Source organism: Burkholderia sp. Ac-20345 (genome assembly GCF_017104825.1).
GTDB classification, from domain to species: domain Bacteria; phylum Pseudomonadota; class Gammaproteobacteria; order Burkholderiales; family Burkholderiaceae; genus Burkholderia; species Burkholderia lata_B.
The window spans coordinates 36,478-48,418 of record NZ_JAAGPO010000071.1; the positions used below are offsets into that span (position 1 = coordinate 36,478).

Genomic DNA, 11,941 nt, shown 5'->3' on the forward strand with positions numbered 1-11,941 from the left:
ATGGCTGCAATCAAAACTAACCTCCCGCGTCGCAAGTTCGACGTGGTGATCGTCGGCGCGGGCGGCTCCGGCTTGCGCGCAGCGCTGCAACTGTCGCGCGCGGGCCTGTCGGTCGGCGTGCTGTCGAAGGTGTTCCCGACCCGTTCGCACACGGTGGCCGCGCAGGGCGGTATCGGTGCGTCGCTCGGCAACATGAGCGAAGACAACTGGCACTTCCACTTCTACGACACGATCAAGGGCTCCGACTGGCTCGGCGACCAGGACGCGATCGAATTCATGTGCCGTGAAGCGCCGAACGTCGTGTACGAACTCGAGCACTTCGGCATGCCGTTCGACCGTAACGCGGACGGCACGATCTACCAGCGCCCGTTCGGCGGCCACACCGCGAACTACGGCGAGAAGCCGGTCCAGCGCGCATGCGCGGCCGCCGACCGTACCGGTCACGCGCTGCTGCACACGCTGTACCAGCAGAACGTCGAAGCGAAGACGCAGTTCTTCGTCGAATGGATGGCGCTCGACCTGATCCGCGACGCGGAAGGCGACGTGCTGGGCGTGACGGCCCTCGAGATGGAGACGGGTGACGTCTACATCATGGAAGGCAAGACCACGCTGTTCGCGACGGGCGGCGCAGGCCGGATCTTCGCGGCATCGACCAACGCGTTCATCAACACCGGCGACGGCCTCGGCATGGCTGCGCGTTCGGGCATCGCGCTGCAGGACATGGAGTTCTGGCAGTTCCACCCGACCGGCGTGGCCGGCGCGGGCGTGCTGATCACCGAAGGCGTGCGCGGCGAAGGCGGTATCCTGCGCAACGCGAACGGCGAGCGTTTCATGGAGCGCTACGCGCCGACGCTGAAGGATCTGGCGCCGCGTGACTTCGTGTCGCGTTCGATGGACCAGGAAATCAAGGAAGGCCGCGGCGTGGGTCCGAACAAGGATCACGTGCTGCTCGACCTGTCGCACATCGGCGCCGAGACGATCATGAAGCGTCTGCCGTCGATCCGCGAAATCGCGCTGAAGTTCGCGAACGTCGACGCGATCAAGGAACCGATCCCGGTCGTCCCGACGATCCACTACCAGATGGGCGGCATCCCGACCAACATCCACGGTCAGGTCGTCGGCACGACGCGCGGCGGTCACAAGGATCCGGTCAACGGCTTCTACGCAGTGGGCGAATGCTCGTGCGTGTCCGTGCACGGCGCGAACCGCCTCGGCACGAACTCGCTGCTGGACCTCGTGGTGTTCGGCCGTGCGGCCGGCAACCACATCGTCGAGCACGTGAAGAACCAGAAGGAACACAAGCCGCTGCCGGCCGATGCGGGCGAATTCTCGCTGGCACGCCTGGCGAAGCTCGACAAGTCGACCTCGGGCGAATACACGCAGGACGTCGCGAACGACATCCGCGCGACGATGCAGAAGCACGCAGGCGTGTTCCGCACGTCGGCACTGCTGAAGGAAGGCGTCGAGCAGATGGCCGGCCTGGCGGCACGCGTGGAAAACATCCACCTGAAAGACAAGTCGAAGGTGTTCAACACCGCGCGCGTCGAAGCGCTCGAGCTGGAGAACCTGATCGAAGTGGCCCGCGCCACGATGGTGTCGGCGGAAGCGCGCAAGGAAAGCCGCGGCGCACACGCACACAGCGACTACGAACACCGCGACGACGAAAACTGGCTGCGCCACACGCTGTGGTACAGCGAAGGCGATCGCCTCGACTACAAGCCGGTTCAAATGAAGCCGCTGACGGTCGAATCCGTGCCGCCGAAGCCGCGCACGTTCTAAGCCGAGTCAAAGGAATCCGAAATGGCAAAACGCATTTTTGAAGTCTACCGCTACGATCCGGACAAGGACGCAGCGCCGCGCATGCAGACGTACGAACTCGAGCTCGAGCACGAGCGCATGCTGCTCGACGCACTGGTGAAGCTGAAGGCAGTGGACGAGACGCTGTCGTTCCGCCGTTCGTGCCGTGAAGGCGTGTGCGGTTCGGACGCGATGAACATCAACGGCAAGAACGGTCTCGCGTGCCTGACGAACCTGAACGACCTGCCGCAGAAGATCGTGCTGCGTCCGCTGCCGGGCCTGCCCGTCGTGCGCGACCTGATCGTCGACATGACGCACTTCTTCAACCAGTACCACTCGATCAAGCCGTACCTGATCAACGACGCGCCGCCGCCGGAGAAGGAACGCCTCCAGTCGCCGGAAGAGCGCGACGAGCTCGACGGCGTGTACGAGTGCATTCTGTGCGCGAGCTGCTCGACGTCGTGCCCGAGCTTCTGGTGGAACCCGGACAAGTTCGTCGGCCCGGCCGGCCTGCTGCAGGCTTACCGCTTCATCGCGGATAGCCGCGACACGGCCACCGGCGAGCGTCTCGACAACCTGGAAGACCCGTACCGTCTGTTCCGTTGCCACACGATCATGAACTGCGTCGACGTTTGCCCGAAGGGCCTGAACCCGACGAAGGCGATCGGCAAGATCAAGGAACTGATGGTCCGCCGCGCGGTTTAAGGTCGAGATGAGCGACGATTCGCATCAATCCGACCCGCACCGTCGCGCACGCCTCCGCTGGCGTGCGCGGCGGGGTCTGCTGGAGAACGACATCATTTTCGAGCGTTTCTTCAGCAGATACGAGCATGACCTCACCGATGCAGACGTAGGCGCGTTGTCGCGCCTGCTCGATCTGAGCGACAACGACCTGATGGACTTGCTCCTCGCGCGCAAGGAACCAGAAGGCGACCTAGACAGCCCGGACATTCACCGGCTGTTGGAGATGCTGCGCAACGTGTAACGCGTTACGCCCGTTATCGAATCCCGTTTCTTTATTTCGATTGAGGATGTGCCATGACTCCGTCTGATGTTAAAGCCACGCTATCGTTCAGCGACAATTCGCCGAGCGTCGAACTGCCGATCTACAAGGGCACGTTGGGCCCGGACGTAATCGACATCCGCAAGCTGTACGGCCAGACCGGCAAGTTCACATACGACCCGGGCTTCATGTCGACGGCAGCTTGTAATTCGGCGATCACGTACATCGACGGCGACAAGGGCGAACTGCTGTACCGCGGCTACCCGATCGACAACCTCGCGCAAAACGCGGACTTCCTCGAAAGCTGCTACCTGCTGCTGAAGGGTGAACTGCCGAACGCAGCGCAGAAGAAGGAATTCGTCGACACCGTCACGAAGCACACGATGGTGCACGAGCAGATGCACTTCTTCTTCCGTGGCTTCCGCCGCGACGCGCACCCGATGGCGGTGCTGGTTGCCGCAGTCGGCGCGCTGTCCGCGTTCTACCACGACTCGCTCGACATCAACGATCCGCGTCACCGTGAAGTGTCGGCGATCCGCATGATCGCGAAGCTGCCGACGCTCGTCGCGATGGCGTACAAGTTCAGCATCGGCCAGCCGTTCGTCTATCCGAAGAACGAACTGTCGTACAGCGCGAACTTCATGCACATGATGTTCTCGAACCCGTGCGAAGAGTACAAGGTCAACGACGTGCTCGTCCGCGCACTCGACCGTATCCTGATCCTGCATGCCGACCACGAGCAGAACGCATCGACGTCGACCGTCCGCCTGGCCGGCTCGTCGGGCGCGAACCCGTTCGCCTGTATCGCTGCCGGTATCGCATGTCTGTGGGGCCCGGCGCACGGTGGTGCGAACGAAGCCGCGCTGAACATGCTCGAGCAGATCGGTTCGCCGGACAACATCCCCGAATTCATCAAGCAGGTGAAGGACAAGAATTCGGGCGTGAAGCTGATGGGCTTCGGTCACCGCGTGTACAAGAACTACGACCCGCGTGCGAAGCTGATGCGCGAAACGTGCTACGAAGTGCTGAACGAACTGGGCCTGCACGACGACCCGCTGTTCAAGCTCGCGATGCAGCTCGAGAAGATCGCGCTGGAAGACGAGTACTTCGTGTCGCGCAAGCTGTACCCGAACGTCGACTTCTACTCGGGCATCGTCCAGCGCGCGCTGGGCATCCCGACGTCGATGTTCACGTGTATCTTCGCGATGGCACGTACGGTCGGCTGGATTGCACAGTGGAACGAAATGATCGGCGATCCGGAACAGAAGATCGGCCGTCCGCGTCAGCTGTTCATCGGCGATACGCCGCGCGAAGCGAAGCCGCTCAACGCACGTTAAGTCGTGCGCCGCGCGAACGGCCGGCAGGCCGCTCGCGTCGGGCGATCGCAACGCCACGACACCCCGACGGGTCATCCCGTCGGGGTGTTTTCATTTGTGCGGCCGAGGTTTGCCCGGGCCGGCGCGGTGCTCCAGCGACGGCGGGCGTGTGTCGAGTTCGGGCGCGTCGTTATCAGGCGCGTGCCCGTGCTGCACGAAGAACTGCCGGTATGCGCCGGGCGTCATCCCGCGTGCGGCAAGGAACTGGCGATTGAAGTTCGCGGCATTCGGAATACCGCAGCGCGCGGCCACGGTCGCGATCGGCCAGTCGGTGCCGACGAGATGACGGCACGCGTGCGCGAGCCGCAGCCGCTGCACGTAGCGGCCGACGCTTGCGCCGAGATGCCGGACGAACAGGCGCTGCAGCGTGCGTTCGGACATGTGTGCGGTGGCGGCGAGCGTGTCGATGCGCAGCGGTTCGTGGAAGTGCCGGTCGATCGCGTCGAGCACACGGTCGAGGCGTTCGGCTTCGGGTGCGGCCGTGTCGGCGGGCGGTGTCGTGCCGTCGGCACGGTCGTACGCGTGCGCGGTGGCGAGCGGTTCGCCGCCGGCTTCCGAGAGATCGGCGAGGGTGTCGAGCGCGGCCGCGAGCCGTGTGCGCGGCGACGGATCGAGCAATTGCGGGAGCCGTGCGCGCATCGCGCGGGCCGCATCCGTGTCGAAGCGCAGCCCCGGTGCGGCTCGCCGCAGCAGCGAGCGCAGCGGCGCGTATTCGGGGCAACAGTCGGCCAGCCGCCGCACCCAGTCGCCGTCGAACCAGATGACGAGCGCGACTTCGGGCGCCTCGCGATCGATGCGGGAATTCGACGACCAGGTATGCGGCAGGTTGGGCGGCACGAGCACCAGGTCGTCGTCCGCGTAGTGCGCGACGTGGTCGCCGATGAAGCGCCGGCCACGGCTGTTGAGCGTCAGCGTCAGTTCGTATTCGGGATGGCGATGCCATTCGAACGGGATGCGGGCGAGTTGGCGGTGATAGACACGGATCGAACAGCCGGGGGCGAACGTCACGTGCTCGTACTGCGGCTTCATCGCGGCCTCCGGGTGAGGGCGGGCATCGCGCCGTGGCATGATCGTGAGCGATCGTCACAACGGAGCGATGCCATGTTTTCACATGTTTGCGTGGGTGTGACCGACACCGCGCGCGCCTACGATTTCTACGCGCCGCTGTTCGCGGAACTCGGGCTGCGCCTGAAATTCCGCGAGCCGGACGGCTGGTCGGGCTGGATGCCGGCCGACGCCGACCGGCCGCTGTTCTTCTTCGGCCAACCGCTCGACGGCCGCGCGCCCGAACCGGGCAATGGCCACACGATCGCGTTCGATGCGCCGACACGCACGCACGTCGATCGCTGCCACGCGCTCGCGCTGCGCCACGGCGGTACTTGCGAAGGGCCGCCGGGCCTGCGGCCGGACTATCACCGCGACTACTACGGCGCGTATTTCCGTGACCCGGACGGCAACAAGCTGTGCGTGGTCTGCCATCGTCCGGCGTGACGCACGGTTGTCAGGATTGTATCGATTGTTGGCCGGATAGTGGCGAAGGCGGTCGCGCACCGGCCGTATGCTGACAGCACATCACGACACCTGTCAGCGAGGAGACCACGATGCAACTGACGATTGACGACCTGCCTGCCGCGATTCGCGACGCGAAAAGGGTGCTGCGCGCCGACCTGCCCGGTTATGCGGCCACGTTCCGCGAGCTGGAGGGCGATATCGCGCGGCAGGTCGACACGATCCGCCGCGCGCATGCGCATGGCCATGACGTCATTCCGGTGGTGCCGTTCGCGGATATCGCGGGCGGGAACGTCGAGCCGCACGCGGTTGCCGCGATCCGCACGCATGGCGCGGTCGTGATCCGCGGCGTATTCGATGCGCAGCAGGCGCGCGACTGGAACGACGAGATCGGCGCGTACCTGGACGCGAACCGCTTCGCCGACCGGCTGCACGCACGCGCCGAGGACCGCTATTTCGGCAACCTCGCATCGGGCAAGCCGCAGATCTACGGTGTCTACTGGTCGAAGCCGCAGGTGGCTGCGCGCCAGTCGCCGGCACTGACCGAGGCGCGCGTGTTCCTGAACCGCCTGTGGCGGCACGCGGACGGTGGGCAAACGCACTTCGATCCCGATCAGGTGCCGGCCTATGCCGACCGGATTCGTCGCCGCCCGCCCGGCTCGACGTCGCTCGGGCTGTCACCGCATGTCGACGGCGGCTCCGTCGAACGCTGGCTCGGCGCGAATTTCCGCCAGGTCTACCGTCACGTGCTGGCCGGTCGCTGGCGCGATTACGACCCGTTCGATGCGGCGTTCCGTCCGGACGTCGAGGAGATTCCGTCGCCGGCCGTGTGCTCGATGTTCCGCACGTTCCAGGGCTGGACCGCGCTCACGCCGCAGGGGCCCGGCGACGGCACGCTGCAGTTGATTCCGGTCGCGAACGCGATGGCCTATGTCGTGCTGCGCGCGCTGCAGGATGATGTCGCCGATGACGACCTGTGCGGCGCGCGTCCGGGCCGCGCGCTGTCGATTCGGCCCGAATGGCATGCGCTGCTGCTCGACGCGCTGGTGCCGATCCCGCACATGGAGCCGGGCGACGCGGTGTTCTGGCACGGCGACGTCGTGCACGCGGTCGAGGATGCGCACCGCGGCAGCGGCGACAGCAACGTGATGTACATCGCGGCCGCGCCTTGTTGCGCGAAGAACGACGCGTACCTGCAGCGCCAGCGGGCTGCGTTCGTGCGCGGCGAGAGCCCGCCCGATTTCCCGGCCGATCACTTCGAGGTCGAATTCGACGGGCGCGGCGGGGAGGGCGATCTCACGGCGCTTGGCCGTTCTCAGATGGGGTTCGGGCCGGGCGTGTAGCAGGTGCGCCGCACGCGCAAGCAGCCGTTTGCCAGGCGGTGAACGGCCGTCTGCCGAATCCGCTGCGTGCCGCGCGCAATTCGACGCAATCGGCTGTCGGCGCAGTCGAAATCGACGCGAATTGCGCAATTTGGCTTCCGATAATGGTCCGGACACAACGCAGCCGCCCCGTGTGCCGCACGGGTGTGGCGCTGACCATGGAGGAGTCGATGCAATTCACGCAAGCGATCGTTCGCCGCCCCGCGCCGTCCTGTGGCGCGGGCCTGACCACCGCCGAACTCGGCGCGCCGGACTACGACAAGACGCTCACCCAGTTCCACGCATACTGCGACGCGCTGCGCACGCTCGGCGTCGAGCTGACCGAACTGCCGCCGCTGGAGGCGTTCCCCGATTCACACTTCGTCGAGGACACCGCGGTCGTGACGCCGGAATTCGCGGTGATCACGCGCCCCGGGGCGCCCGCGCGGCGCGGCGAGACGGTGCACATCGAAGCGGCGCTGGCCGCACATCGCGACCTGCTGCCGATGCAGGAAGGCCGTCTCGACGGCGGCGACGTGATGCAGGTCGGCAAGCGCTTCTACATCGGCCTGACGGGCCGTACCGACGCCGAAGGCATCGCCGCGTTCGAATCGCTGGTGTCGCGCTACGGCTATTCGGTTGTCGCGGTGCCGGTGGGCGCCGGCCTGCATCTCAAGTCGGTCGTCAACGCGCTCGGCGACGACACGCTGCTCGTGACCGAAGCGCTGGCCGCGCATCCGGCCTTCACCGACTATCGCCGGATCGCGATTTCGGCCGCCGACGAATACGCGGGCAACACGCTGCGGGTGAACGGCACGCTGATCACGCCGGCCGGCTACCCGCGCGTGCATGACGCGATCGCGTCGCTCGGGCTGCCGCTGCACGTGATCGACACGAGCGAGTTCCGCAAGATGGACGGCGGCCTGACCTGCCTGTCGCTGCGGTTCTAGCCGATTGGCGCGCGGCCGCTTCGGCCGGATAATGTGGCCCCCGCGCGGAACAGCAGACGTTCCGCGCACCAGCCACGACCCGACCGGAGCGAACGCGGATGACCGACAAGAAGATGCAGCTCGACAAGATTGATCTCCGGATCCTCGACATCCTGCGCACCGACGGGCGGATTTCCTACCGGAAGCTGTCGGAGCTCGTGAACCTCACGCCGCGGCCGTGCCAGGCGCGCGTGGAGCGGCTCGAGGCGCTCGGCGTGATCGAAGGGTACCGCGCGGTGATCAAGGCGCCGCGCGCGACCAAGCCGATCGTCGTGATCGCGCAGATCACGCTGGCCGACCACGGGCGTTCGCAGGCACCGTTCGAGGACGAAATGCGTGCGAATCCGGCCGTGCTCGATTGCTGGCTCGTCAGCGGCACGTTCGATTTTCTCGTGCGGCTCGCGTGCGAGGATCTCGACGAGTACCGGCGGATCGCGAACGTGTGGCTGGAAAGCCCGCGGTTCCGGATCGAGAAGATCGTGACGACGGCCGAACTGCAGGCGATCAAGCGCAGCGTCGTGTGATGCGGCCGGCCGGGAAGGGCCGGATTCGACGCGAATGACCGGGCCTGACGATTTGCATTCCGAATCAAATTGTCAGACTCGAATCACAACCAGGGTGAACACTATGGATGCTTTGCAAGCGGCAGCGGAGACGGCCGCGCCGTCCGGAACGACGCTGAAGCGCCGTCTGCAGGGCCGCCACATCGCGATGATCGCGATCGGCGGCTCGATCGGCACGGGGCTGTTCGTTGCGTCGGGCGCGTCGGTCGCGCAGGCGGGGCCGGGCGGTGCGATCGCCGCGTACATCGCGATCGGATTGATGGTGTACTTCGTCGTCACGGGCCTTGGCGAAATGGCCGCGCTGATGCCGGTATCGGGCTCGTTTGCGATCTACGGCGAGAAGTACGTCGACGAAGGATTCGGCGTCGCGCTCGGCTGGACCTACTGGTACAGCTGGGCCGTGACGATCGCGATCGAACTGGTCGCGGCGCAGATCGTGATGCGCTACTGGTTTCCGACCGTGCCCGGCATCTGGTGGGGCGCGGGCTTCCTCGTGCTGATCTTCCTGCTGAACACGCTGTCGGTGCGCGGCTTCGGCGAATCGGAATACTGGTTCTCGCTGATCAAGGTCGTCACCGTGGTCGCGTTCATCGCGGCCGGGCTGCTGATCGCCGCCGGCCTGATCGGGAACGGGCATCCGGTCGGCTTGCGCAACTTCACGACGGGCGACGCGCCGTTCGTCGGCGGCGTGCACGCGATGATGAGCGTCGCGCTGATCGCGGGCTTCTCGTTTCTCGGCACCGAGCTGGTCGGGATCACCGCTGGCGAATCGGAAAACCCGCGCAAGACGATCCCGCGCGCGGTGAAGCAGATCTTCTGGCGGATCATGCTGTTCTACGTGTTCGCGATCTTCGTGATCGGCCTGCTGGTGCCGTACACCGACCCGAACCTGCTGAAGAGCGACGTGACCGACATCGGCGTGAGCCCGTTCACGCTGGTATTCAGCCACGCGGGTTTCCGCCTCGCGGCCGGCGCAATGAATCTCGTGATCCTGACGGCCGTGCTGTCGGCCGGCAATTCCGGCACCTACGCGGCGACGCGGATGCTGTACAACCTCGCGTCGGAAGGGCGCGCGCCGGCGATGTTCGCGACGCTGTCGCCGGGCGGCGTGCCGCGCAATGCGCTGTACGCGACGATGGCCGTCGGCGGGCTGTGCTTTCTCACGTCGCTGACCAACAACCAGGGCATCTATCTGTGGCTGCTGAATACGGTCGGCATCACGGGCTTCATCGCGTGGCTCGGCATCGCGGTCTGCCATTACCGGTTCCGCAAGGGGTTCCTGAAGCAGGGCTACCGGCTGGATCAACTGCCGTACCGCGCGAAATGGTTTCCGTTCGGGCCGCTGTTCGCGATCGCGATCTGCATCGTGATCTCGCTCGGGCAGGATTACCAGGCGTTCTTCGCGGCCCGCATCGACTGGATGGAAGTGCTGTCGATCTACGTGTGGATTCCGCTGTTCGTCGCGATCTGGTGGGCGTATCGCCGCGCGCGCAAGAGCCGGCTCGTGCGCTACGAGGAGATGGACATCGGGCCCTGGCTGACGCGCTCGGTCGAGGCCGTCGATGCGACGGCCTCGCAGCACGGGCAGCCGCACTGACTGCCCGGCACTGAAAGTGCGGTAACGGGAGCCGGTTGTATCGCACGGCCGGCTCCGATGCGGCGGCCTGCGCGCGGCGACGCACGCGAGCCGCGCTCAGTGCACCTGCTGCAACCGCGCCTTCATGAAATCCACCCACGCGCGCACTTTCTGCGGCACGTGCCGCGTCGCGACGTACAGCGCATAGACGTTCTGCTGCGGAAACCGGTACGCGGGCAGTGCATCGACCAGTACGCCGCTGTCGAGATCGTCACGCACGAGCCATTCGGGCAGCAGCGCGACGCCGCTGCCCTGGCGCGCCAGTTCGCCCAACACCGATGCATTGTCGACGACGACGCGAGGCTTCGTGCCCGGTCGAAACGCATGTTCGTTGCCCGCGCGATCGGTGAGCGTCCATTCGGCAATCCGCTCGAGCCGGCTGTGGCCGAGCTGGGGCAGGCGGGCCAGATCGCCGGGCGACGCCGGTTGCGGGAGTCCGGCCTTCGCCGGCAGGTCGGGCGCCATCACGGCGAGCACGTCGTAGGTGGCGAGGCAGACGCCGCGATAGGGCAGGTCGCGAAAGTGCTCGTGGCGTCCGAGCCGGATCGCGACGTCGAAGCGGTCGCGTACGAGATCGGCCTGAGACGTATGCGTTTCGAGCCGCACGCGTAACGCGGGATGTCGTTCAGTGAACGCATGCAGCATCGGGGCGAGGACGCGCGCCGCATACTCGACCGTCGACGTCACGCGCAGGATGCCCTGCATCCCGCCGTGCTCGCCGCGCACTTCGTCGATCGCGCCTTCGGCTTCGTCGAGCACGCGCAGGCAGCGCTGGTAGAAGCGCTCACCGGCGTCGGTCAACTCGACACGCCGGGTCGTCCGCGTGAGCAGCGTGACGCCGAGCTCGGCTTCGAGTTGCTTCACGTTGAAACTGACGGCCGCGCGCGCCTGGTTCAGCGCGGTTGCGGCGGCCGTGAACGAACCGGCTTCGACCACGGCACGGAAGACGGCGAAACGATCGAGGCTCACCATGGTTGAGGCGTGGGTCCTGTCTATGCGTTGGATCGCTCGAAGGGTACCCGAATGTGCCGCCGCGTGCGGTGCGTTGTCGTGGCGTGATCGGATTGTCAAAAAAATTCGACGGGACCCGTCGAATCCGGCCGCTTACCGATGCGGCCGCCGGCTTCTACACTGCGGCGTTTCGTGATGTTTCCGCTGCCATGCCAGACCGCTCCAGAATTGCCGCCGTCTACCTGCTCGGCTTCGCGATCGATCTCGCGAACATGTTCATGCTGAACGCCGCGTATCCGGCACTGCAGCGCGAATTGCACGCATCGGTCGCGCAGCTTGCGTGGGTCGGCAACATGTATGTACTTGGCCTGACCGTCGTGATTCCGTTCGGCACGTGGCTCGCGCGCCGCTGCGGCGAGCGGCGCGTGTTCGCCGCATCGTTGCTGCTGTTCGGGCTCGGCAGTGCCGGCGTCGGCGCGTCGTCGTCGATCAAAGCGTTGCTCGCCTGGCGGCTGGTCCAGGGGCTCGGCGGCGGGCTGCTGATTCCGGTCGGGCAGACGATGGCCTATCGCGCGTATCCGCCGCAGGCGCGGGCGCGGCTCACGTCGGTCGTGATGATGGTCGCGCTGCTCGTGCCCGCGTTGTCGCCTGCGATCGGCGGTGCAATCGTCGATCGCGGGTCGTGGCGCGCGATCTTCTTCGCGATGTTGCCGATCGCTGCCGCGACCTGCGCGCTCGCGTTCGCGAGCGCGCAGG

General features: G+C 66.2%; 12 protein-coding genes. 10 read left to right on the forward strand and 2 right to left on the reverse strand.

What is annotated here, in order from left to right; translation table 11 throughout:
* Genes sdhA through gltA form a run of 4 tightly spaced genes read left to right on the forward strand, consistent with a single transcriptional unit; the run spans window position 1 to window position 4,137 of the window.
* A complete protein-coding gene (gene sdhA / locus G3O06_RS24480; protein ID WP_174911329.1) occupies window positions 1-1,779 on the forward strand; it encodes a succinate dehydrogenase flavoprotein subunit in 1,779 nt (592 codons plus the stop codon).
* Between the two features lie 21 nt (window positions 1,780-1,800).
* A complete protein-coding gene (locus G3O06_RS24485) occupies window positions 1,801-2,502 on the forward strand; it encodes a succinate dehydrogenase iron-sulfur subunit (protein WP_011355743.1) in 702 nt (233 codons plus the stop codon).
* 7 nt (window positions 2,503-2,509) lie between these two features.
* Window positions 2,510-2,782, forward strand: coding sequence for a succinate dehydrogenase assembly factor 2 (locus tag G3O06_RS24490; RefSeq protein WP_011355742.1), 273 nt, complete (start codon window positions 2,510-2,512; stop codon window positions 2,780-2,782).
* 53 nt (window positions 2,783-2,835) lie between these two features.
* Window positions 2,836-4,137 (forward strand): citrate synthase, encoded by a 1,302-nt coding sequence (gene gltA, locus G3O06_RS24495; RefSeq protein WP_174911326.1) that lies wholly within the window; start codon window positions 2,836-2,838, stop codon window positions 4,135-4,137.
* 90 nt (window positions 4,138-4,227) lie between these two features.
* Here the strand turns inward: gltA and G3O06_RS24500 are convergent, their stop codons facing one another.
* Entirely contained in the window at window positions 4,228-5,205 is a 978-nt protein-coding gene (locus tag G3O06_RS24500) for an AraC family transcriptional regulator (protein ID WP_205817773.1), read from the reverse strand.
* A 72-nt stretch (window positions 5,206-5,277) separates the two neighbouring features.
* Between G3O06_RS24500 and G3O06_RS24505 the strand changes: the two genes are divergently transcribed.
* From G3O06_RS24505 to G3O06_RS24525, 5 genes are all read left to right on the forward strand, one after another.
* Window positions 5,278-5,667, forward strand: coding sequence for a VOC family protein (locus G3O06_RS24505; protein WP_205817774.1), 390 nt, complete (start codon window positions 5,278-5,280; stop codon window positions 5,665-5,667).
* Between the two features lie 110 nt (window positions 5,668-5,777).
* Window positions 5,778-7,028, forward strand: coding sequence for a DUF1479 domain-containing protein (locus tag G3O06_RS24510; protein WP_205817775.1), 1,251 nt, complete (start codon window positions 5,778-5,780; stop codon window positions 7,026-7,028).
* A gap of 209 nt (window positions 7,029-7,237) precedes the next feature.
* On the forward strand, window positions 7,238-7,996 hold the full coding sequence (locus tag G3O06_RS24515) for an arginine deiminase family protein (protein ID WP_174911314.1): 759 nt from the start codon (window positions 7,238-7,240) through the stop codon (window positions 7,994-7,996).
* Window positions 7,997-8,094: 98 nt separating this feature from the next.
* A complete protein-coding gene (locus tag G3O06_RS24520) occupies window positions 8,095-8,559 on the forward strand; it encodes an Lrp/AsnC family transcriptional regulator (RefSeq protein ID WP_011355736.1) in 465 nt (154 codons plus the stop codon).
* Between the two features lie 103 nt (window positions 8,560-8,662).
* Entirely contained in the window at window positions 8,663-10,195 is a 1,533-nt protein-coding gene (locus tag G3O06_RS24525) for an amino acid permease (protein ID WP_174970804.1), read from the forward strand.
* Window positions 10,196-10,291: 96 nt separating this feature from the next.
* Here the strand turns inward: G3O06_RS24525 and G3O06_RS24530 are convergent, their stop codons facing one another.
* Window positions 10,292-11,206 carry a LysR family transcriptional regulator gene (locus G3O06_RS24530; RefSeq protein ID WP_205817776.1) on the reverse strand — a complete coding sequence of 305 codons (915 nt, stop codon included), beginning with the start codon at window positions 11,204-11,206 and terminating at the stop codon, window positions 10,292-10,294.
* Window positions 11,207-11,394: 188 nt separating this feature from the next.
* Here G3O06_RS24530 and G3O06_RS24535 point away from each other — a divergent pair.
* Window positions 11,395-11,941 (forward strand): MFS transporter (locus G3O06_RS24535; protein ID WP_205817777.1); only part of this gene is annotated, 547 nt, incomplete at its 3' end.

Bases quoted from the DNA above. Each gene is read 5' to 3' on its own strand.
- gltA (WP_174911326.1), top strand. From the start codon at position 2,836: ATGACTCCGTCTGATGTTAAAGCCACGCTATCGTTCAGCGACAATTCG.
- G3O06_RS24510 (WP_205817775.1), top strand. From the start codon at position 5,778: ATGCAACTGACGATTGACGACCTGCCTGCCGCGATTCGCGACGCGAAA.
- G3O06_RS24490 (WP_011355742.1), top strand. From the start codon at position 2,510: ATGAGCGACGATTCGCATCAATCCGACCCGCACCGTCGCGCACGCCTC.
- G3O06_RS24485 (WP_011355743.1), top strand. From the start codon at position 1,801: ATGGCAAAACGCATTTTTGAAGTCTACCGCTACGATCCGGACAAGGAC.
- sdhA (WP_174911329.1), top strand. From the start codon at position 1: ATGGCTGCAATCAAAACTAACCTCCCGCGTCGCAAGTTCGACGTGGTG.
- G3O06_RS24520 (WP_011355736.1), top strand. From the start codon at position 8,095: ATGACCGACAAGAAGATGCAGCTCGACAAGATTGATCTCCGGATCCTC.
- G3O06_RS24515 (WP_174911314.1), top strand. From the start codon at position 7,238: ATGCAATTCACGCAAGCGATCGTTCGCCGCCCCGCGCCGTCCTGTGGC.
- G3O06_RS24500 (WP_205817773.1), bottom strand. From the start codon at position 5,205: ATGAAGCCGCAGTACGAGCACGTGACGTTCGCCCCCGGCTGTTCGATC.
- G3O06_RS24525 (WP_174970804.1), top strand. From the start codon at position 8,663: ATGGATGCTTTGCAAGCGGCAGCGGAGACGGCCGCGCCGTCCGGAACG.
- G3O06_RS24505 (WP_205817774.1), top strand. From the start codon at position 5,278: ATGTTTTCACATGTTTGCGTGGGTGTGACCGACACCGCGCGCGCCTAC.
- G3O06_RS24530 (WP_205817776.1), bottom strand. From the start codon at position 11,206: ATGGTGAGCCTCGATCGTTTCGCCGTCTTCCGTGCCGTGGTCGAAGCC.